This window comes from Leifsonia sp. 10N434 (assembly GCF_056394405.1).
On the sequence record NZ_JBFTHV010000001.1, the window covers coordinates 846,644 to 867,341 of the forward strand.

Annotated in this window: 24 protein-coding genes; 11 read left to right on the top strand and 13 right to left on the bottom strand. The window is 69.8% G+C overall.

Going from position 1 to position 20,698, the window contains the following annotated elements; all coding sequences use genetic code 11:
- Window positions 1–101 precede the first annotated feature (101 nt).
- Both AC1DB1_RS04005 and panD read left to right on the top strand, forming a co-directional pair.
- Complete coding sequence (locus AC1DB1_RS04005; protein ID WP_271176609.1) at window positions 102–551, top strand: MarR family winged helix-turn-helix transcriptional regulator; 450 nt, start codon at window positions 102–104, stop codon at window positions 549–551.
- 24 nt (window positions 552–575) lie between these two features.
- Window positions 576–989 (top strand): aspartate 1-decarboxylase, encoded by a 414-nt coding sequence (gene panD, locus AC1DB1_RS04010; protein WP_271176608.1) that lies wholly within the window; start codon window positions 576–578, stop codon window positions 987–989.
- Window positions 990–1,011: 22 nt separating this feature from the next.
- On the opposite strand, the gene AC1DB1_RS04015 is transcribed toward panD, so the two are convergent.
- Window positions 1,012–1,509, bottom strand: coding sequence for a hypothetical protein (locus AC1DB1_RS04015; RefSeq protein ID WP_271176607.1), 498 nt, complete (start codon window positions 1,507–1,509; stop codon window positions 1,012–1,014).
- Between the two features lie 36 nt (window positions 1,510–1,545).
- Entirely contained in the window at window positions 1,546–1,878 is a 333-nt protein-coding gene (locus tag AC1DB1_RS04020) for a YciI family protein (RefSeq protein ID WP_477199874.1), read from the bottom strand.
- A 180-nt stretch (window positions 1,879–2,058) separates the two neighbouring features.
- On the opposite strand from AC1DB1_RS04020, the gene AC1DB1_RS04025 reads away from it, so the two are divergent.
- The gene (locus tag AC1DB1_RS04025) at window positions 2,059–2,424 is read left to right on the top strand and encodes a nuclear transport factor 2 family protein (RefSeq protein ID WP_477199875.1); all 366 of its coding nucleotides are present in this window, start codon (window positions 2,059–2,061) and stop codon (window positions 2,422–2,424) included.
- A 3-nt stretch (window positions 2,425–2,427) separates the two neighbouring features.
- Here AC1DB1_RS04025 and crcB read toward each other — a convergent pair whose 3' ends face one another.
- The 3 genes from crcB to AC1DB1_RS04040 are packed head-to-tail and all read right to left on the bottom strand — an operon-like array spanning window position 2,428 to window position 3,745.
- Complete coding sequence (crcB, locus tag AC1DB1_RS04030) at window positions 2,428–2,802, bottom strand: fluoride efflux transporter CrcB (protein ID WP_271176604.1); 375 nt, start codon at window positions 2,800–2,802, stop codon at window positions 2,428–2,430.
- On the bottom strand, window positions 2,799–3,221 hold the full coding sequence (locus AC1DB1_RS04035) for a fluoride efflux transporter FluC (protein ID WP_477199876.1): 423 nt from the start codon (window positions 3,219–3,221) through the stop codon (window positions 2,799–2,801). Before AC1DB1_RS04035 ends, crcB begins: the two co-directional genes overlap by 4 nt.
- A complete protein-coding gene (locus AC1DB1_RS04040) occupies window positions 3,221–3,745 on the bottom strand; it encodes a universal stress protein (protein WP_477199877.1) in 525 nt (174 codons plus the stop codon). Before AC1DB1_RS04040 ends, AC1DB1_RS04035 begins: the two co-directional genes overlap by 1 nt.
- Window positions 3,746–3,862: 117 nt before the next feature.
- Here AC1DB1_RS04040 and AC1DB1_RS04045 point away from each other — a divergent pair, with 117 nt between their 5' ends.
- Genes AC1DB1_RS04045 through AC1DB1_RS04060 form a run of 4 tightly spaced genes read left to right on the top strand, consistent with a single transcriptional unit; the run spans window position 3,863 to window position 6,296 of the window.
- Window positions 3,863–4,294, top strand: a complete 432-nt coding sequence (locus AC1DB1_RS04045; RefSeq protein WP_477199878.1) for a phage holin family protein — start codon at window positions 3,863–3,865, stop codon at window positions 4,292–4,294.
- Window positions 4,291–4,539 carry a DUF3618 domain-containing protein gene (locus tag AC1DB1_RS04050; RefSeq protein WP_271176600.1) on the top strand — a complete coding sequence of 83 codons (249 nt, stop codon included), beginning with the start codon at window positions 4,291–4,293 and terminating at the stop codon, window positions 4,537–4,539. Before AC1DB1_RS04045 ends, AC1DB1_RS04050 begins: the two co-directional genes overlap by 4 nt.
- Complete coding sequence (locus tag AC1DB1_RS04055; protein ID WP_477199879.1) at window positions 4,526–5,572, top strand: YihY/virulence factor BrkB family protein; 1,047 nt, start codon at window positions 4,526–4,528, stop codon at window positions 5,570–5,572. The genes AC1DB1_RS04050 and AC1DB1_RS04055 overlap by 14 nt, the downstream gene beginning before the upstream one ends.
- 49 nt (window positions 5,573–5,621) lie before the next feature.
- Entirely contained in the window at window positions 5,622–6,296 is a 675-nt protein-coding gene (locus AC1DB1_RS04060; RefSeq protein ID WP_477199880.1) for an NUDIX domain-containing protein, read from the top strand.
- Window positions 6,297–6,321: 25 nt separating this feature from the next.
- Here AC1DB1_RS04060 and AC1DB1_RS04065 read toward each other — a convergent pair whose 3' ends face one another.
- From AC1DB1_RS04065 to AC1DB1_RS04100, 8 genes are all read right to left on the bottom strand, one after another.
- Window positions 6,322–7,365: a hypothetical protein gene (locus AC1DB1_RS04065; RefSeq protein ID WP_477199881.1), complete on the bottom strand. Its 1,044-nt coding sequence runs from the start codon at window positions 7,363–7,365 to the stop codon at window positions 6,322–6,324.
- 363 nt (window positions 7,366–7,728) lie between these two features.
- The gene (locus tag AC1DB1_RS04070; protein WP_477199882.1) at window positions 7,729–9,432 is read right to left on the bottom strand and encodes a sensor histidine kinase; all 1,704 of its coding nucleotides are present in this window, start codon (window positions 9,430–9,432) and stop codon (window positions 7,729–7,731) included.
- Window positions 9,429–10,088 carry a response regulator transcription factor gene (locus AC1DB1_RS04075; protein WP_477199883.1) on the bottom strand — a complete coding sequence of 220 codons (660 nt, stop codon included), beginning with the start codon at window positions 10,086–10,088 and terminating at the stop codon, window positions 9,429–9,431. Before AC1DB1_RS04075 ends, AC1DB1_RS04070 begins: the two co-directional genes overlap by 4 nt.
- 153 nt (window positions 10,089–10,241) lie before the next feature.
- Entirely contained in the window at window positions 10,242–13,286 is a 3,045-nt protein-coding gene (locus AC1DB1_RS04080; protein ID WP_477199884.1) for an alpha-mannosidase, read from the bottom strand.
- 44 nt (window positions 13,287–13,330) lie between these two features.
- Window positions 13,331–14,176 (bottom strand): carbohydrate ABC transporter permease, encoded by an 846-nt coding sequence (locus AC1DB1_RS04085; protein ID WP_271176593.1) that lies wholly within the window; start codon window positions 14,174–14,176, stop codon window positions 13,331–13,333.
- Complete coding sequence (locus AC1DB1_RS04090; protein WP_271176592.1) at window positions 14,176–15,138, bottom strand: carbohydrate ABC transporter permease; 963 nt, start codon at window positions 15,136–15,138, stop codon at window positions 14,176–14,178. The genes AC1DB1_RS04085 and AC1DB1_RS04090 overlap by 1 nt, the downstream gene beginning before the upstream one ends.
- A gap of 5 nt (window positions 15,139–15,143) precedes the next feature.
- Window positions 15,144–16,493 (bottom strand): extracellular solute-binding protein, encoded by a 1,350-nt coding sequence (locus AC1DB1_RS04095; protein ID WP_271176591.1) that lies wholly within the window; start codon window positions 16,491–16,493, stop codon window positions 15,144–15,146.
- Between the two features lie 171 nt (window positions 16,494–16,664).
- The gene (locus AC1DB1_RS04100; protein ID WP_477199885.1) at window positions 16,665–17,903 is read right to left on the bottom strand and encodes an ROK family transcriptional regulator; all 1,239 of its coding nucleotides are present in this window, start codon (window positions 17,901–17,903) and stop codon (window positions 16,665–16,667) included.
- A gap of 73 nt (window positions 17,904–17,976) precedes the next feature.
- On the opposite strand from AC1DB1_RS04100, the gene AC1DB1_RS04105 reads away from it, so the two are divergent.
- The 4 genes from AC1DB1_RS04105 to AC1DB1_RS04120 all read left to right on the top strand — a co-directional run bounded on the left by AC1DB1_RS04105 (window position 17,977) and on the right by AC1DB1_RS04120 (window position 20,683).
- The gene (locus tag AC1DB1_RS04105; protein WP_271177127.1) at window positions 17,977–18,333 is read left to right on the top strand and encodes a UBP-type zinc finger domain-containing protein; all 357 of its coding nucleotides are present in this window, start codon (window positions 17,977–17,979) and stop codon (window positions 18,331–18,333) included.
- Between the two features lie 78 nt (window positions 18,334–18,411).
- The gene (locus tag AC1DB1_RS04110) at window positions 18,412–19,074 is read left to right on the top strand and encodes a hypothetical protein (protein ID WP_477199886.1); all 663 of its coding nucleotides are present in this window, start codon (window positions 18,412–18,414) and stop codon (window positions 19,072–19,074) included.
- Between the two features lie 92 nt (window positions 19,075–19,166).
- Window positions 19,167–19,895 (top strand): YcnI family copper-binding membrane protein, encoded by a 729-nt coding sequence (locus AC1DB1_RS04115; RefSeq protein WP_477199887.1) that lies wholly within the window; start codon window positions 19,167–19,169, stop codon window positions 19,893–19,895.
- Window positions 19,895–20,683, top strand: a complete 789-nt coding sequence (locus tag AC1DB1_RS04120) for a copper resistance CopC family protein (RefSeq protein WP_477199888.1) — start codon at window positions 19,895–19,897, stop codon at window positions 20,681–20,683. The genes AC1DB1_RS04115 and AC1DB1_RS04120 overlap by 1 nt, the downstream gene beginning before the upstream one ends.
- The last annotated feature ends 15 nt before the right edge of the window (window positions 20,684–20,698 follow it).

Below are 20,698 nucleotides of genomic sequence, written 5' to 3' on the forward strand. Positions count from 1 at the left end.
GTCCAAAGGCGCGTACTCTGATAGTTGCAGGCGCGTCATAAATAGTTGCACATGCAAGTATCTGATGCAACCCTGCGCAGCAACCGATCAGGGAGACCGACATGGGAATCGCCGACGACGCGGTCGAGGTGCGCGCCCAGGGCTGGCGAACACTCGCCGCACTTCACAACTTCATCGAGAACGAGCTGGAGCGGGCACTCACCGCGAACGTGAAGCTCTCGGTGGTCGAGTACACGGTGCTCGACGCCCTCAGCCGCCAGGACGGCTGGCACATGCGCATGCAGCAGCTCGCCCGCGCGAGCGCGCTCAGCCCGAGCGCCACGACCCGGCTCGTCAACCGGCTCGAGGAGCGCGGACTCTTGACCCGGGTGCTCTGCGACGACGACCGCCGTGGCATCTACACCGAGCTGACCGCTGCCGGCCACCACCTGCTCGACCGGGCGCGGCCCATCCACGACGATGCCCTCGAGAGCGCGCTCAGCCAGGCGAACGACCTGCCCGAGCTCGCCGGGCTCATCGCCGCGCTCCCCCAGCTCGCCCTCGCGCACTGACCGACGCGCACCCTAAGGAACCTCATGCTCCGAACCATGTTCAAGTCGAAGATCCATCGCGCCACCGTGACGCATTCGGATCTGCATTACGTGGGCTCGCTCACCGTCGACGCCGATCTGCTGGATGCGGCCGATCTGCTCCCCGGTGAGCAGGTCAGCGTCGTCGACATCGCCAACGGGAGCCGCTTCGAGACGTACCTCATCGCCGGCGAGCGCGGCAGCGGCGTGATCGGCGTCAACGGTGCGGCCGCCCACCTGGCCGAGGTCGGCCATCTGGTGATCGTCATCTCCTACGCCCAGCTGACGGACGAGGAGGCCCGCGTCTTCGAGCCGACGGTCGTGCACGTGGATGCGGACAACCGCATCGTCGCGGTGGACGCCGACCCCGCCGGCGCGCACACCGCCGGTCTCTCGCGCCCTCCGTTCGCCCTGCCGTAGAGCCGTCAGCGCAACTTCTCGATCAGCGCAGGATCTCTATCAGCGCCACCCACGAGAACACGACGGCGCCGATCAGCGCGGTGAACGTGCCGATCGCGACGAGCACCAGGCCGGCGGTCAGGGAGAACACGAGCAGCACTCCCCCGACCGCGAAGATCGCAAGCGGCAGCGTGAACGACGCGATGTGACCCGTGTCGTACCGGTGATACGCGTCCGCCGCCTGGTCGCCCGTGATGGCGCGAGCGGCCAGCACCGCGATCACCGCGCCGGCCGCTGTCCCCACGAGCACCTCCACTCCGTAGACGACGAGCGCCTGCCCGGGGATCAATGCGGCGCAGGCCAGCACGACGCCGAGGATCAGCGCTGAGATCGCGGCTCCCGCACGGGCGGCCAGTCCGCGCGACTCGGCGATCTGCCGGATGTTCACCGACAGCGCCACGATCAGCAGACCGCCGAGCGCCGCGCCCGCCCCGGCGACGGCGACATTGAATTCGCTCCACGACGCGAGCGCGGCATCCATGGGTCACACCTTAGCGAGCCGGTCGTGGACGGCCGATCATTCGAACGGCCAGACCTCCCGCACCTCGACGCGGCCGAACCTGGCCATCGGGTGCCGCGCGGCGATTCCGACGGCCTCCTCCATCGAGTCGCACTCCAGGAGGTCGTAGCCGGCGACCCACTCTTTGGCTTCGGCGAACGGCCCGTCGGTGACATCCAGACGGTCATGGCGCAGCCGAACGGTCTTCGCCTCCTCGATGGGCCGCAGCCGGTCGCCTTGCGTCGGCTTCCCCCGGGCGACGACCTCGGCACCCCACTCCTCGATGTTGTCGTCTTCTGCGCGATACGGCTCCGCATCGACATCCGTGCGGATCAGGAACAGATACTGCATGTCGCCTCCTTGGTTGTGACGGTACGTGATGACGTCGCCCGGGCACCACCGCATTTCGACTAAGTGCCGAAAGAATTTCTGCAGGCCGCGTTGCGCGCCCGCGCGTGCGACCGGCGACGGCGCCCTCACCGGGCGTCCCCACCCTGGTGCATGACCGCGCCGGGGGCGTATAACGGTGCCATGAGCGACGCGATCACGAACTGGATCGACCTGTACCGCCGAGCATGGGAGAGCAACGACCCCGACGACATCCGCGCACTGTTCACCGAGGACGCCTCGTACCGCACCGAGCCGTTCGCCGAGCCGTGGGACGGCCACCTCGAGATCGTCGAGGGCTGGCTGGACGCTCAGGACGATCCGGGCGCGGCGACGTTCGAGTGGCGGCTGCTCGGTCAGGACGGCCCGCAGTACTTCGTCGAGGGCGTCACCGATTATCACGCGGGCCCGGTCTACAGCAATCTTTGGCTCATCCGGCTGGCTCCGGACGGCCGCGCCGAGGAGTTCACCGAGTGGTGGATGGAGCAGGACGACGACGGCGACGAGTAGCCGTCAGAGCGATCCGAGCCAGAGGCCGAGCCCGGCCGCGGCGAGCGCGAGCACCATCATCCCGAAGCCGTTGATGAGCGCGGCGCGGTACCGTCGCTGCTGCGCGAGCCGCACCGTCTCGTAGCTCGCCGTGCTGAACGTGGTGTAGCCGCCGAGGAACCCGGTGCCCAGCACCGCGCGCCACTCCGCCGGCAGGCCGTGGGTCAGCGCGAGCCCGGTCACCAGGCCGAGCAGCAACGAGCCCGTGACGTTGATGACCGTCGTGCCGAGCGGGAAGTTCACGGCGAACCGGCTGCGCAGCACTCCGTCGAGCACGAGTCGCGCGACGGCGCCCAGCCCTCCGGCGGCGGCGATCGCGAGGAGCAGCAGCGGCGTCACCGGGCCGACCGCCCGATCCGCGACGCCACGGCGATACCCGCCAGCGTGCCCAGCGCGCCCACCACGATCGTCGCGACCGCGTACAGGATGCTGCCGCCGAGGTTCTGCGCCACGATGAGTCCGTCGGCGTCCACGGCGAAGGCACTGTAGGTGGTGAAGCCGCCCAGGATGCCGGTTCCGGCGAACAGGCGCACATCGCGCCGCCATCCGGTGTCGTCACCCCGGAGGGCGAGGCTCTGCAAGAGCATCCCGAGCGCGAAGGCGCCGACGACGTTGATGCCGAACGTCGCCACGGGGATGCCGGCGACCGGGGGGACGGCTGCAGCGATCAGGGCACGCACGGCCGTACCGATGGCACCGCCGACGAAGACGAGCCCGATGTACCGCCAGTGCAGATGAACGGGAGGAGGGCCGGCCACTATACGGGCGGGTCTTCCCAGGGCAGGCGTCCCGAGCCTTCGACCGGAGCGATGGGCACCACGATCACCGGGCGGTGCTGCCGATGGGCGAGGTGCACCGCGACCGAGCCGTTGAAGAACTCCCGGATGCTCCCCCGGATGCCGGCCTCGCGGGTTCCGACCACGATGTACCTGGCGTCGACCTCCTCGGCCAGTCGCGCGAGCGCCCAGGCCGGGTCGCCTGCAAGCTGCTCGAGTGTGAAGGGGATACCGAGCGGGGTCAGCACGCTGCGCACACGCTCCTCGAGCTCTGGGTCGAACCGCTCCTCCTCCGTCTCCGGCAGATCCGGGTCGTACGGCAGCGCCACGACCGTGCCGTCGACGTAGCTGGAGACCAGATACCGGTTCGGGTCGACGTTCGCGCAGACCAACGGAACGTCGAGGTCGTCGGCCAGTTTCGCCGCCTGTTCGAGCACCGTCACCGACTGCCCGGGGACGACGGCGACGAGGACGCCGCCGCGCTGCGTGTGATCCGAACCGCTCATGAGACCAGTGTGATGCGCCGACGCGTTCCGAGTCCAGCGGCGCGCAGGCGGTGCATGCCCTTGGCGGCACCCCATTGCTGGGGTACGGTCGCCTGAGACGGCCTGAAGGGAGCCCGCATGAGTTTCGAAAAGCCGCCTCTTCCGCGCGAGCGGAGGCGCACCACCCGAGGTCTCCGACCGATTCCGGAGTTGACCCGGGATCTCGTCGCGCAGTTGCGCCGCCTGGTCTCCAGCGAGCTCGCGCTGTTCAAGGCCGAGATGACGGCGAAGGCGAAGGCCGCAGGCATCGGCGCCGGACTGCTGGTCGCCGCCCTGGCCTTCGTGTTCTTCGCACTGTGCGCGCTGGTGGCGACGGCGATCCTCGCCTTCGCGCTCATCCTGCCCGCCTGGCTCGCCGCCCTCGTCGTCGCCGTGATCCTGTTGCTGCTCGCCGGGATCGCCGCGCTCATCGGGCGCGCCAGCCTCAAGCGAGGGCTTCCGCCGGTGCCCGACGACCTCAAGCAGGAACTGGGCGACGACGTGCGCGCCCTGAAGGGAGAGCGACCGTGACCGACCGCCGCCCCGAACGGCCACCGCTTCCCAAGGACGCCGGCATCCACACCATCCAGCTCGACCTCGAGCAGACCAGGGACGAGCTCGCGAGCACGCTCGACGACCTGTTCGCGACGTTCAACCCGGGCGTGCAGATCCGCTCGCATCCGGTGCTGGCCGTCGGGCTGTTCCTGGGAACGCTCGCGGCGACCGCCGGCGCGGTGGTCCTGCTTGTCCGGGGACGGTCGCGTGGCCCCCGCTGACAACGGGGGCGTCGGCTCCGCTCGGGCGGAAGCCGTGGGACGCATCGAGGGGATGAACCAGGTCTCGTGGTCCAAGCTGCCGTGGGGGTTCATCCTCAAGCGCACCCTGCGGAGCTTCTCGCTCGACGCCTGCACCGACCTCGCCGCCGGCCTCACCTACTTCGCGGTGCTGTCGCTGTTCCCGGCGATGATCGCCCTGGTGAGCATCCTGGGGCTGATCGGTCAGAGCAAGTCGGGCATCGATGCCTTGTTCGGCATCGTCGACCAGGTGGCCCCGGGCACCCTCGACGCGGTTCGCGGACCGATCGAGAACCTCGCGTCGTCTCCGGCGAGCGGATGGGCTCTGGTGATCGGAATCGTCGGTGCCGTGTGGTCGGCCTCCGGGTACGTCGGCGGATTCGGCCGCGCGCTCAATCGTGTGTACGGCGTGCGTGAGGGTCGAACGGTCTTCTCGCTGCGACCGGTGCAGCTCGGCGTGACGATCGCCGCGCTGGTGCTCGTCGCCGTGATCGCTGTGCTGCTGGTGATCTCAGGTCCCGTCGCGACGGCGATCGGCGATGCCATCGGCGTGGGCGAGACCGTGCAGGTGGTGTGGTCCGTTCTGAAGTGGCCGGTGATGGTGGTGGCCATCGTGCTGCTGGTGGCTCTGCTCTACTACGCGACCCCGAACGTCAAGCAGCCGAAGTTCCGCTGGCTGACCACCGGATCGTTCGCCGCCATCATCGTGCTCGGCATCGCATCCGCCCTCTTCGCGTTCTACGTGGGCAACTTCGGCAGCTACGACAAGACGTACGGAGCTCTCGCCGGCATCATCGTCTTCCTGCTCTGGATCTGGATCGCCAACGTCGCGCTGCTGCTCGGCGCGGAGCTCGATTCGGAGATCGAGCGGGCCCGCGAGCTGATAGCCGGGATCGACGCGACGACCGACCTGCGGCTGCCGCTCAAGTCGGACAAGGCGATCGTCAAGGCGCGCGACGCGGACGATGCCGGCATCCTGGCCGCGCGCGAGGTGCGCCGGCGCTACCGCTCCTGAGCGCGCCACGCCGCTCAGCGGGCCGGAGTGCGCTCAGTAGGCTCGGACCATGAGCGCGCCCGACGACCCCACCGCCTCCGCCCGCCCCGGAACCACGATCCCGGATGCCCGCGGACGCACGGGCCTCGACGCCGTCGGACGCGACCTCGACCGCAACCCCGGAGTGCGCATCCACGATGTCGAGGTGACCTCCGACGGCTGGCACGTGCTGCGCCGCACCACCTTCGACTTCCTCGGCCGTGACGGCGTCTGGACGACGCAGTCCCGCGAGACCTACGACCGCGGCAACGGCGCCACGATCCTGCTCTACGACCCGGATGCCCGCACGATCCTGCTCTCCCGGCAGTTCCGCTTTCCCGCCTACGTCAACGAGCATCCGGACGGCCTGCTCATCGAGGCCGCGGCCGGGCTGCTCGACGACGATTCGGCGGAAGACGCCATCCGGCGGGAGGCGGCCGAGGAGCTCGGGGTGACGGTCGGCACGCTGCGTCACCTGTTCGACCTCTACATGAGCCCCGGGTCGGTGACGGAACGTGTGCACTTCTTCGCGGCCCCGTACACGGCAGGGGACGTCGACGGCGGAGGCGGCGTCGAAGAGGAGGGCGAGGAGATCGAGGCCGTGACGATCGGCTATGACGAAGCGCTCCCGATGATCGCCGACGGGCGCATCGTCGACGGCAAGACCGTCATCCTGTTGCAGTGGGCGGCGCTCAACCTCTTCTGAGCGCGACGACGCGACGCGACGCGGGCTACTGCGTGAGGGCGACGCCCTGCGCTTTGCCGAAATCGATGTGCAAGTGGTTGCAGGTGTCGTCGAACGGCACGAAGTTCGTCAGCGACATCGACTCACGGCACCCGACCTGACCGAGGCCGGAGCCGGCGGGGACGAGCGGGTCGAGGTACCGGATGAGCTCGACCGACTTCGCATCGCCACCGGTGAGCGCCTGGCCGTCGAGGAGGTAGAAGTCGACCGCGTGGCCGCCGCCGTCGGCGTAGTGGGAGGAGTCCGTTCCCGCACCCTCGATCTGACCGGTGCAGCGGCGGTTGATGTCGCTCACTCCGACCTGGCGGTAGTGCGCGAGCGCGACCGAGATCGCCTGCAGAACGCGGTAGTCGATGCCGCAGTCGGGCACGGCCTTGCCCTCGGCGAGGTTGGCGATCTCGGGGATGTGGTCGGGGATCGAACCCACGAGCCGGCCGGTGGCGACAGCGCCCATCAGCTGGGTGGCGAGCGCCTGCACGGTCGGCGAGACGTAGTTGTTCTGGGTGGAGTCGAGCGCGATGGCCGCCTCCTGCGTCGAGAAGGCATCGCGGGCGACGGTCTGGATGGTGGCGGCGCCACCGCCCGTCAGCGTCTGCACGGCGAGCGCCACTCTCGTGTCGCCCTCGACCGATGCGGTGTCGGATGTGGCGTATGCCGGCAGCGCAGCGGTGCCGAAGAACGCGGAGAGAGCGAGGAACACGACGGCGTGGAACCCGAAGCGGCGGCGGTCTCCGCCACGCAGGCGGGCGAACGCGCCGCGCATACCGTGGGGCACGGCGGTGGGTGCCGGAGTCGCACGTGCGGCCACGACGCGCTTGGCCTTCACCTCGCGGCGGGTGTTCTTGGCCTCGACGGCGGCCGCCCTCGAGGCGGAGCGCTCGGAGCGCGCGGAGTGGCCGGAACGCGGAGCCCTGGCCGGGCGCGGCTCGCGGGTGCCGGTGCGCTCGTGCTCGAGTCGCTCGCGTCTGCTCGACCACACCTGCTCGCCCGCGCGTGTGCCGTCGAGAAGTGCTGCGTCGTCGGCAGACACCTCGGACGCCTGGACGCCGACAACGACGACCGGGGCCCTGTAGGTGCGGCGAGACCGCATCGGGGCACTGGAGTTTGGCAAATCGGGGGCTTTCGTGGGCGGGGTAAGAGCGCCGGGCCTGGCGCAACGCGTTCCCACCATTCTGTCCTTAAATCGCCCGCGAGGAAACCGGACACGACGATGTGCGAGGTCGGAGGGGCCCTTCCTGCGTGTTCGGGTCACGCAGAAAGCGCCCCCTGTCCGGGGGTGATACGAGCGATGAGGCTCTGGAAGGCCCCTTCGTCGTCTCGACTGGAGCGAGCGTACATGCCCGTCAGCGCTCGGTTTTCGGCGGGTTCGGTCTCTACGACATCCGCCTCGGGGTCACGGGACGGCCACCGCGAGTTCGACGGCGCCGAGACGCTGCCTCAGAATCACCTCCGAATGCCGCGAGAGGTCTCTCAATCCGATGCCGGGACGGCCGCCACGCAGCTGACCTCCTGAGGTGACGACGACCGTGACGCCATCGCGTCCGCTCGCCCGCACGGCCAGCGTGACGGCCGATCCGTCCCCGTGGCGCACCGCGTTGGCGAGTCCCTCCGACACCGCGTCCACGACCACCTGACGGCGCACCGGATCGTGCAGCCGGTCCCACACGGCCTCATCGATCTCCGCCGCGAGCGGCATGGCCGAACTCCAGCTGTCGACCAGCCGGCCGACCTGCACGCGCGGCCCCCGGCCGTCGCGCGTCTCCACCGGGGCCCCTTCCAGCTCGGCCCGGATGCGGTCCAGCGCATCCCGCACGGCGCCCTCGGCATCCGCGTCGTCGTCTCCCGCGATGGCCAGCGCCGTCGCGATCAGGTCGGCCTGCACTCCGGAGTGCAGTAGCGTCGCGAGACCCGTGCGTTCGTGGTCGTAGGCGGCACGCACCCGGGCCGCGACGGCGACGCTGGACTGCAGCGACTCCTCGAGCCGGCGCTCGTCGTCGCCGAGACTCGCCGCGAGTGACACGACGAGCGCGATCGCGCAGGCGATCACCGGGAACAGGAGCGCCTGCATCCAGACCAGGTCGGTGCGGAAGCCGCTGAGGTCGACCAGGGCCGTGCTCTCGGCGGCGACGACCACCCCGACGGCGAAGTAGCCCACGATGACCACCACCGTGGCGGCCGGGCCGGCGGCATGACGCGCGGCCCAGCCGACGACGACATTCCCCGCGTACAACAGGGCGGCCGCAATGACCCCCTGCACCACCGTGAGCGGGATGCCGTATGCCCCCACCGCGTAGGGCACGAAGAGCGCGACGAACAGCAGCGAGGTGAAAACGGGTGGAGCCGGTCGCAGCTCGGTGACAGAGGCCAGCAGCCAGTCGCGCATCCGGGGCTCGGCGAGTTCGGGTGCGGTCGCGACGGGCTCGTCCGGCTCGGAGTCGAACAGGTCGTGACTCACCGGACGCACGATGTCGTTGGCGATCGAGCGCAGCAACCGCGATGCCTCCCCCGGCGCCAGCCCGGGCCGGATGGCCGGCCGCACGGTCTCGTCGATGCGGGCGAGCACCGCGTCGACGACGTTCTCGCGGAGCTCCTCGATGCGGCGCCGTCCGGTCTCGCTGTCGGCGTCCGCCGCGCGCTGGACGGCGCGCAGCCGCCCGAGCACCCGGAAGTGCTCGTGCACCAGGTCGACGCAGATCGCGATGAGTGCGAACGACACGACGCACACGACGATGTTCACGGCGACCCGCGACGCCATGTCGCCGACGGTCACGTCGATGCCGAGCAGGGCCGCAGACCCGAGGAAGAGGTACGGGCGGGCGGCGCCGACGACGGCGAACACCAGAAGCACCGCGATCGGCCGGAGTCCGCCACGCACGGGCCGCAGCAGCAGCCGGCAGGCCAGGAGAAGGATGCCGACGCCGACGTGCTCGAGTGCCGCCAGTCCCCAGATGGCGCCCGACGGCGAGCCGGGCTCCACGTACTGCGAGCCGGACATCGCGGTGAGCGCGAAGGGTGCGCTGACCAGCCAGGTCCACACGGTGACGGCACTCGGGCCGGTGGCCCGGGCGAGCATCCGGCGCGCTGACGGCGGGATCATCCGAGCCCCGTCGCCGGGTCGCCGAATGTGGCGATGTACGCGGCGGCCGTGGCCACCCGGGGTGCGACGCCGTCGTCGGAGAGCTGAAGGGCGGCGAAGATGCGCTCGACGCTCTTCTCGACCGCGCGCACCGAGACGCCGCGCCGTCGGGCGATCTCCGCGTTGGTCAGGCCGGCGGCCAGGAGCCGCACGGTCGCGAGTTGCGTGGAGCTCAGGCCCGCGAGCGAGGTCTGCGGCGCGCGCAGCGGCACCTCCCGCGCGTACGGGCGGTCGTCGAGCGCCGCCTCGGCCGCGTCGACCAGTTCGTCGATCGACTCGATCGCACCCTTGTTGACGAACGACGCCCCGGCGATCAGCTCGCGCGCCTTGGCCGAAGCGGCCTCCCGCGAGAGGTTCGTGAGGAACACGACCGCCACGTGGGGAGCACGCGAGCGGACGATCCCGGCCAGCTCGACGCCGTTCGGACGCTCGCCCAGATCGATGTCGGTCACGAGCAGATCGGGGTCGAACGACTCCAGCGCATCGAGCGCGTCAGCGGCCCGGCCGAAGGCGGCGACCTCGAACCCGCGGGAGCCGATCCCGTCGGCGACGAGCGAACGCATCAGGGCGTGGTCCTCCACCACCAGCGCTCGTCTCGTCCAGTCCCCAGCCGTCACGTCGCCAGGATAACCGCGGGCGGAGGTGCTCCCAGCCGATTCGGCACCCCAGTTCGGGTGCTGTGCCGGCGCCTGAAATCGGGACCGGGTGGGCGGTCGCAGAGGTGTCGCCCGCCCCGGGGTTCGCGCGGCCCGGGGCGGACGGTCGGTGCGTCAGCGTGCGAAGCGCAGCGTGACGAGCTGGAAGGGGCGGAGCGCCACCGTGACGCCGGATTCCGACGACCCGGCCACAGCATCCGGCGGGGTCTCGCGTTCGATCAGATCGGTCTCGATCACGCCCGAGTGGGGGAACGTGGTGCTGATGTCCGCGGTCGCCCGCGTGCCGTGCGCCTCGTAGAGCCGCACGATCACGTCGCCCGATCCGTCTTCGGCCAGCTTGACGGTCTCGATCACGACGGCGGGGTCGGACGAGGCGACGAGCGGCTCGACCTGCACCTCCGGTCCGGCGGAGACGGCGCGCGACGGCAGGTTGAGCCGGTAGCCCTCCTCGATCGCGCGGTCGACACCACCGACGACGATGGCCGAGCGCAGCACGTGCTCGCCCTGGTCGGCCACGGGGTCGGGGAACATCGGCGCGCGCAGCAGCGTCTGCCGCACGAGCGAGTAGGTTCCGCCGCCGTCGCGCGCGTGACGGGTGATGTCGTGACCGTAGGTCGAGTCGTTGGCCACGCCGACTCCGAATCCGGCATCGGCGACGTGCACCCAGCGGTGGGCCGGCGTCTCGAAGCGCGCCGTGTCCCAGCTGGTGTTCGTGTGGGTGGGACGGTCGATGTGGCCGAACTGGATCTCGGAGCGCGCCGACGACGTGTGCACGTCGACGGGGACCGCCAGCTTGAGCATCCGCTGCCGTTCGTGCCAGTCCACGTGCGTCTCGATGTCGAGCGCGTGCGCGCCGGCGTCGAGGGTGAGCGTCTGGGTGATCACCGAGGCACCGGTGCGGCGCACGATCCGCAGGCCGACGCGTGTCGGCCCGTCGGCGATCACGTCGAGGCTCTCGAGGCCGGTGAGATCGACGCCCGACCGGCGGTACTCGACGTCGACGTCCCACGCATCCCACTGCGTCGGGGTGTCGCGGAACACCTGCAGCACGTTGGCGCGGGTGCCCGGCGGCACGACCTCGCGCTCGGTCGCGCGGTCGACGATCGAGGAGATGAGACCGTCGCCGTCGATCCGGATGCTCAGGACGGAGTTCGAGAGCAGATAGCCGTCTCCGTCGCGCTCGATGCCGGCGTCCGTTCCGCGATCGGGCACCGCGGCGCCGTAGGCAGGAACGCCGTCGACCGCGTACGGGGAGGCGTTGAAGGCGACGGCCGTGGCGGCCGGACCCGAACCATCCGGTGCACCCGCGCCGAGTGCGCCGATCGCCTCGGCGATCACGACCTCCAGCGACTGCGCGACGATCGCGTAGTTCTGCTCGGCCTGGTCGTGCACCCACCCGATCGACGAGCCGGGCAGGATGTCGTGGAACTGCTGCAGCAGCACCGTCTGCCAGGCGGCGCGCAACGCCTCGACCGGATACGCGGCGCCGGCGCGCACGGCGGCCGTGGTCGCCCAGAGCTCCGCCTCGTGGAGGAGGTGCTCGCTGCGGCGGTTGCCGCGCTTGGTGCGCGCCTGCGAGGTGTAGGTGCCGCGGTGGAACTCGAGGTACAGCTCGCCGGCCCACACCGGCGCCGGGTCGAACTCGGCAGACGCCGCGGCGAAGAACTCCGCGGGTGAGGCGACCCGTACGGTCGGGGAGCCCTCGAGCGAGGCGGTGCGCCGCGCGGCCGCCACCATCTCGCGCGTCGGGCCACCGCCGCCGTCGCCGTAGCCGAACGGCACGAGGGAGGTGTTCGCCCTGTCCTTGTCCTGGAAGTTGCGCTCGGCGTGCGCCAGCTCGGCTCCGGAGAGCTGCGAGTTGTAGGTGTCGACGGGCGGGAAGTGCGTGAAGATGCGGGTGCCGTCGATGCCCTCCCAGTCGAAGCTGTGGTGCGGGAACCGGTTCACCTCGTTCCACGAGATCTTCTGCGTGAGGAAGTAGTCGGCGCCGGCCGCACGAGCGATCTGCGGCAGCGCGCCGGTGTAGCCGAACGAGTCGGGCAGCCACACCTCTTTGGGCTCGTAGCCGAACTCCTCGAGGAAGAACCGCTTGCCTTCGACGAACTGGCGCGCCAGCGCCTCCGAGCCCGGCATGTTCGTGTCGGACTCCACCCACATGCCGCCGACCGGGATGAAGCGCCCCTCGGCGACCCTCGCCCGGATGCGCTCGAAGAGCTCCGGATAGAACTGCTTCATCCAGGCGAACTGCTGGGCCGACGAGCAGGCGAACACGAAGTCCGGATCCTGGTCCATCAGGTCGAGCACGTTCGAGAACGTGCGGGCGCACTTGCGCACCGTCTCGCGCACGGGCCAGAGCCAGGCCGAATCGATGTGGGCGTGGCCGACGGCGAACACACGGTGCGCGCTCGGGGCCGCCGGCGAGGCGAGCACCGGCGCGAGAACGGCGCGGCCCGCGGACGCGGTTCCGCTCACGTCGCACGGATCCACCGCATCCACCGTGGCGTCGAGCGCGGCGAACAGGGATGCGCGGCGCGGCGACGTCTCCGGCAGTTCCGCCGCGAGGCCGCGAGCCGTCCAGACATCCTGGATCAGCTCCCACACCTCGCGGTCGCGGTGCACGACGTCGATGCGCCGCAGGGCGTAGATCGGGGTCGGCGGCGCGGTCGACTTGCGGCCGAGCTTGGTCGGGATGAAGTCGACGAACTCGCTGCCGACATCCGGATTCGAGGCGGCCTCGAGGTAGAGCTCGAACGACGTGCCGGGCGCGACCTGCAGCCGCACGTAGCCGTTGTACGGCTCGAGCGCCTTCAGGATGCGGCCGTCCGGTGTCCACACCAGGCCCTCGGCCTGGAACCCGACCTGGCCGGCCGTGAAGCCCAGATCGACGACGAGCTCGACATCGTCGGAGTCCGCCTCCCACTCAGCAGGCACGGTGCCGGTGACGTGGAACCACGTGGTCCCCCACGGCTTGCCCCACGGCTGACCGACGGCGAACGGCACGTACGGGGCGGCGATCGCCTGCGCGAACGGCACCGGCTCATCCGGCACCTCCCACGCCTCGATCGTCACGGGCACACGCACGCGCTCCACCGCGGGGGCGAGACGCTCGCGGACGAACCGGTCCACGCGCATCTCCACGAGCTGATTCTGCTGATACAACGAGACTCCTTATATAGAGGTACGGGCTGGGGAGGCGAAGGGGCTCAGCCCTTGACCGCCCCGGCGAGCGCCGACGAACCGCCGAGCACCCGCGAGACGAGCACATAGAGAGCGATGACCGGAACGGAGTAGACGAGCGAGTAGGCGGCGAGCTGTCCGTACGCCACGGCTCCGTACTGACCGAAGAAGGTGAAGATGCTGACCGCCGCCGGCTGGTTCTCCGGGCTCAGCAGCAGCACGAACGGAACGAAGAAGTTGCCCCACGCCTGCACGAACACGAAGATGAACACCACGGCGATCCCGGGCCGCACGAGCGGCACCACGACCGTCCACAGCGTCTTCATGCTCGACGCACCATCGACCCAGGCCGCCTCCTCGAGTGAGATCGGCACGGCATCCACGAAGTTCTTGGTCATCCAGATGGCCATCGGCAACGACGACGCCGCCATGAACAGGATGGTCCCGCCGAGCGAGTCGATCAGATTCAGCGACACGAACAGGCTGTAGACGGGAACCATCATCGCCGTGATCGGCAGGCAGGTGCCGAACAGGATTGCGTAGAGGAACGGCTTGTTGAACCGGTTGCGGTAGCGCGAGAGCGGGTAGGCGGCGAGCACCGCCACGATGACCGTCAGGATGGCGCAGCCCGCCGAGAGCAGCAGGCTGTTCCAGAGCGGAACGAAGGCGAGCTCGGGGGTGAGCACCTTCTGGAAGTTCTCGAGCGTCCACTGCTTCGGCCACGCGACGGCGAGCGTCGCACCGCCGTCGAACGAGGCGAGCACCACCCAGACCATGGGCAGCACGAACACGATTCCGATGACGATGAGCAGCACGTTGGCGAGCCATTTGAGGCCCTTGCCGCTGGGCGATGACAGCCGGATCGACGACATCAGTCCACCTCCGATTTGAGTGCGCGAACGTAGACGAAGGCGAAGATCGCGCCGACGAGGAGCAGGATGGTCGCGATCGCGGTGCCGTAGCCGAGCTCGGAGAACTTGAACGCCTCCTGGTAGGCCAGCACCGGCAGGGTCATGCTCTTGTTGCCGGGACCGCCGCCGGTCATGACGTAGATCAGCGTGAAGACCGAGAGGGTCTGCAAGGTGATCAGCATGAGGTTGGTCGAGATGCTGCGGCGGATCATCGGCAGCGTCACGAGGAAGAACCGCTTGACCCCGTTGGCGCCGTCGACCTCTGCCGCCTCGGTGATCTCAGGCGGCACCTCCGACAGCGCCGCCGAGTAGACGAGCATCGAGAACGCGGCGCCGCGCCAGGTGTTCGCGAGGATCACCGCCAGCATCGGGAAGGCGAACAGCCACGCCGGGCCGGCGATCCCGAACGCGGCCAGGATGGCGTTGAAGGTGCCCTTCGAGCTGAAGAACGCGTACGACGCGAACGCGGCGACGATCTCCGGGAGCACCCACGCGCCCACCACGAAGGTGGAGACGATGGCGCCGACCACACGCCCGCCGTGCCGCATCAGCAGGGCGAGCACCATGCCCATCACGTTCTGGCCGATCACGGCGGAACCGATCACGAACACCAGGGTCAGCACGACCGCCACCGGGAAGTCGGGGCTGTTGAACAGGTCGATGTAGTTCTTGAGGCCGATCCACTCCGTGTCCGCCGCGGCGGAGCCGGTCAGGGACGAGTTGGTGAACGAGCCGTAGAACGACGCGAGGATGGGACCGACCAGGAAGACGACCAGCAGGCCGATGGCCGGGACGAGCGGGACGGCCCTGGCGACGGACCGGCCCATTCTGCGCGAACGTGCCGTGCGCTCCGGGCGCTGCGGCCGGGGAGATCCTCCCCGGCCGCGCGCGTCGGAGCCGACGGCGTCGAGTGTCGACGTCACTGGAGCTACTCCGACTCCGTCTTGTCTTTCCCGACGATGCCGACGACCGTGTCGTCGTACGCCTTCGCCGCCTCAGCCGGTGACTGCTGACCGGTCATCACCGACTCCATGGCCACCTGGATCCCGTTGGAGATCTTCGAGTAGTCCGGGGTCGCCGGGCGGAACTTGGTGACGGCGACGAGCGACGAGAAGAACTCCGACGTCGGGTTCGCCTTGGCGTACGCGGGGTCGGCCGCGACGTCCTTGCGAACGGGGATCTGGCTCAGCTTGATGGCGAAGTCGAGCGAGTTGTCCTTGTTCAGGGCGTAGGTGATGAACTTGAACGCCTCGTCCTTGGCCTTGCTCTTGGCGCCCATCGAGAGGGTCCAGCCACCCGACATGCTGATGCTGCCCGGGTCGTCGCCGTTCTGGGTCGGCATCGGCGCGGTGCCCATGACTTTGTTCCAGTCCGCCCACGGCTTGGCGCCGGTGGACTGCCAGGTGTTCGAGACCCACGAGCCGTCGAGGTTGATCGCGAGCTTGCCCTCTGGCAGCAGCTGGCTCGTGACGATGTTCTGGTAGTTGGTGTCGCTGGTGATCTCCTGCGACGGGCCGAGGCCGCCCTGGTAGACGTCCTTCAGCACCTTCAGCGAGTCGGTGAAGGCCTGGGATCCGGTGATCCACTTGCCGCTGCTCGCGTCGTACAGTCCGTCTTTGCTCGCTCCGTAGAGGAGCATCTCGAAGCCCTGCATCGAGCTGGCCTCGCCGCCGGCCTTGCCGGAGAAGATGTTGATCGGCGTGACACCGGGGACCTTGGACTTGATCGTCTTGGCCGCGTCCATGACGTCGGCCCAGGTCTTCGGCTTCCAGTCGGTCGGCAGACCCGCCTTGGCGAAGATCTCTTTGTTGTACCAGAGGCCGCGGGTGTCTGTGCCCATCGAGACGCCGTAGATCTTGCCGTCGTCGCCCTTACCGGCGTCCTTCGCGTTGTCGAAGAACTGCGACCAGTCGGCCCACTTCTTCACGTAGGAGTCGAGGGGCTCGAGGTAGCCGGCCTGGGCATCCGAGCGGATGAGGAACGTGTCTTCGTAGAGCACGTCGGGGGCGGTGGACGCGCTGCGGTTCATGAGCGCGAGCTTCGTGTAGTAGTCGTTCTCGGCGGCTTTGATGGGAACCAGGGTGACCTTCTCGCCCGGGTTGGCCGCTTCGAAGCCCTTCTTCGCCTTGTTCATGAAGACGCTCATGAGGTCGGATCCGAAGTCTTGATAGGCGACCTTGATGGTCTTCCCGTCGTTGGAACCGGACGACGAGCATCCGGCCAAAGCGACGAGGGTGGACGCGGCCACGACGGCGGCCAGTATCCTGCTGCGTTTCATCGATGCTCCTTTGCTTCGATGTCCGGTGGGCGCTCACGCCCTCGATGCCGGACCCTAGTCGTATTTTATAAATCAATTTGATTTACATTGCAAGACTTTGTCAGAACATTTACGGAACGGTGATGTGCCCGCGCCCCAGTGGGGTGAGTCGGCTCAGCGGGGTGAGTCGGCTCAGCGGGGTGAGAAGGTCGCGTCGAGCACGAGGCAGGCGGCGCCGACCGCGGCCACGTCGTCGCCGACCGAACTCGAGGCCAGCGTCACCGGGTGCGTCAGGATGCTCATGTCGATCTCGCGCAGGCGCTCCGGCAGCTGCTCCAGGTAGCGGCGCTCCACCCGCGCCCACGACGGACCGCCGTAGACCACGCGATCGATGTCGAGAAGAGCCGCCAGGTTCGACAGGTACAGCGCCGAGTTCCGGATCGAGCGATCCAGGATGGCCGCCGCCGCAGCATCCCCGTCGTCGGCCGCGCGCGTGAGCGCCGTGAACAGCTCGTCCACCGTGTCGACGTCGAGGTCGAGGTCGACCCCATCCGGAACGGGCGCGCCGCCCGGCGCCCGGAGCACGCCCGCCCGGATGCCCTGCATCACGAGACGGTACGGCCGCACGGATTCGCCGTAGCAGCCGCGCCGACCGCAGGCGCACAGGGCGCCATCCAGCCCGGGGTCGACGATCGCGTGACCCACGTCGCCCGCGTTCTGCGATGCGCCGGTGTAGACCGCGCCCGCGAGCACCATGCCGACACCCACTCCGGTGCCGTAGTACACGAAGACGAAGTTGCCGCTCGCGCCGGCCGGGTCGCGCCAGCGCTCGCCGACCGCGGCGGCCGTGACATCCTTCGCGAGCAGCGACGGCAGGCCGGTCGCGGCCGTGAGCTCCTCGCCCAGGTGCAGGTCGTTCCAGCCGGGCACGAGCGGGGGTCGCACGACGACGCCGGTTCCGACGTCGATCGGCCCGGGAGCGGCCACGCCGACACCGCTCACCCGCGAGCGGTCGACGCCGGAGCGCTTCAGCACATCCCCGATCGCGTCGACGGCCGCGGCGATCGTCTCGGCCGGGTCGCCGGAGACGGGCGAATGGCGCCGCACGTGCTCGATCACGGAGCCCTCGAGATCGAGCAGCACGCAGGTGATCACCGTCGGGTCGAGGTGCACCCCGACGGCGTACGAGCCTCGTGGCTCGAGCTGCAGGATGGTCCGCGGCTTGCCCGGCCCATCGATCTGCTTGCCGGCCTCCCTGATCAGGCCCTGGCCGAGCAGCCGGCGGCTCACGTTCGAGACGGTCTGCGCCGACAAGCCCGTGGCTCCCACCAGCTCGACCCTGCTCATCCCGTCACCCGAACGGCGGATCGCGTCGAGCACCACCGTGTCGTTGAACGCGGCGATCGCGGGGAGGTTCGCTCCTCTCGGCATGCGGCCTCCTTCCACGGCTCCGGGCATTCGTAGGATACATACCGTCTCGCGCTCGGCTCGGCGGATGACCACAATGGGGGATATGAGCGAAACGACGTCGATCGACCCCGCGGTCCCGCCCAGTGGACCCGTCTGCGTTGAGTGCACGGAGACCGACGGCTGGTGGTTCCACCTGCGACGCTGCGCCTCGTGCGGTCACGTCGGATGCTGCGACAGCTCACCCTCGCAGCACGCGACTGCGCACTTCCGCGAGACCGGTCACCGCGTCATCCGCTCGTTCGAGCCCGGTGAGACGTGGTTCTACGACTACGAGACCGAACAGCTCTCCGACGGGCCGGACCTGGCGGCGCCGCAGCACCATCCACTCGATCAGCCGGCGCCCGGGCCCGAGGGCCGCGTGCCGCAGGACTGGCAGCGGCTGCTGCACTGAGCGGCCCCGTGGTCACCCCATCCGTCTCCTAGACTTGCTACGAACCACGGTCGAGAACGGCCGACGGAGGGACGCACTATGGGATCGAGATGGGCTCGCGTGCTGCGCGGGCTGCTCGCGTCCGGCGTCGCCATCTTCGTCGCCGCCCTGTTCCACGTGGCCGGCGGCGGAGCGGCCCCCGGGCCCGTTCCCCTCGCACTGAGTCTCGCCTTCGCGACGATCGCGTCGATCGCCCTGACCACGCGGCGCCTCTCGCTCTGGCGCCTCACGATCTCGGTCGTCCTCAGTCAGCTGCTCTTCCACGCGCTCTTCGGACTCGGCGGAGGCACGGCCACGTTCACCGCGGCCGGCGGCATGCAGGCCGGCGGCATGCAGCACCTGCACTCCGGGTCGCAGCTGACGATGTCGATCAGCGATGCCGCCGGCGCACATGCCGACATGGGAATACTTCCGTCGGATCCGGCGATGTGGCTCTCGCATGCGGCCGCCGTTCTCGTCACCGTGATCGCGCTGCGCTTCGGCGAGCGGGCGTTCTGGGGGCTCCGCGACACCGCCAGGATGGGCGTCGCCCGGCTGACACGCGCTGCGCTGGCCGCTCAGAGCCTCGCAAGCCTTCCGGTCGTGCCGCGCTCCTCGGCGATCGCCACGGTCGACACCGAACCCGTGCACCTGCGTGAGCTCGGCATCCCGCTCGGGCGTCTGCGCCATCGAGGTCCACCGGTCGCCGTCGCCGCGTTCTGACGCGCGCCACCACGGGTGCCGTGGTCGCGCCGTCGGTGATCGCGCGCACGCGCATCCGCTTTCGACCCAACGACTTCGATCAGGACATCCCCATGAAGAAACGCACCATCGCCGCGTCCATCGCGGCAGGAACCACCGCCCTGCTCCTCCTCGGCGCCCCGCTCGCCGCGAGCGCCCACGTGCACGTCGACCCCGACCAGGCGACGCCCGGCAGCTACACCACGCTGACGTTCCGGGTTCCGACGGAATCCGCGACCGCGGGCACCGTCAAGCTGGTGGTCGACCTGCCCACCGACCACCCGTTCACCTCGGTCAGTTACCTGCCGATCGCCGGCTGGACGACGACCGTCGACACCGAGAAACTCTCCAAGCCGGTTACTGCGGAGGGCGGCACGATCACCGAGGCGCCGGTGCGCGTCACCTGGACGGCGGGCAGTGGCGTATCGATCGCACCGGGCCAGTTCCAGCAGTTCACGATCTCCGCGGGAGCGGTCCCGGATGTCGGCAGTCTCGCGCTGCCGACCCACCAGACCTACTCCGACGGCACCGTCGTCGACTGGACGGAGGCGACGCCAGCCTCGGGCAAGGAACCCGAGCACCCGGCGCCGACCCTCTACGTGAACGACCCGGTGCCGGCCGGCGATGAGAGCCCCCTGGTGGCCACCGCAACGCCCGCCCCGGCTCCCACCGCCGCGTCCAATGGGATCACGGATGCCGTCGCGATCGGACTCGGAATCGCCGGACTGGCGCTGGGAGCCATCGCCCTGGTCGTCGCGGTGTTCGCCGTGACGCGTCGCTCGCGCGGACAGGCAGGCGCCTGATGCGCCTGCGACTGCTGACCGCATCCGCCGTCGCTCTCGGCGCGCTCGCGTTGGCGCTCGCGCCCGTCGCCGCGGCATCCGCGCACGACTATCTCGTGTCGAGCGACCCTGCCGCGGGGTCGACGGTGACGACACCACCTCAGACGGTTACGCTCACGTTCAACGACCGGGTGATCGATCTCTCCGGTGACGGCGCGAGCACCCTCGTGACGGTCACCGGACCCGGCTCGGGCTCGGCGGTACGCCACTTCGAGACCGGATGCCCGACCGTCGCCGACACCGTCGTGACCGCGCCCGTGGCCCTCGGCGGCGCCGGGGACTACACGGTGACCTACCAGATCGTCTCGGCCGACGGGCACACGGTGTCGAACACGGTGAAGTTCGTGTACCAGCCGCCCGCCGGGGCGGCCGCGGCGGGCGGCAGCGAGACCGCAGTGTGCGGGGCCGGCGGGGGCAGCGGGAGCAGCGGCGGGTCGACCTCGACTGCATCGCCGACGGGCTCTGCGTCGTCGACCCCTGGCGCGCAGCCGACCGAGACGGCCGGATCCGCGGTGCCGACGCAGACCGCGTCTGGTGACTCCGGCAACCTCGGGCTCGTGATCGGCATTGCGATCGGGATCGTCGTGCTCGCGATCGCCGGCGTGCTGATCGTGGTGTTCACGGCGCGGCGCAAGCCGCCGGCGGGCGGCCCCGGGGCCGGGGCCGGTCCCGCGGCCGGGGCGTCAGGCGGCGAGTCCGGTTCGGGCGGCGGTTCGGGCGGCGCGTCGGGCGGCGCGTCGGGCGACTGAGCGCCGACGCGCTTG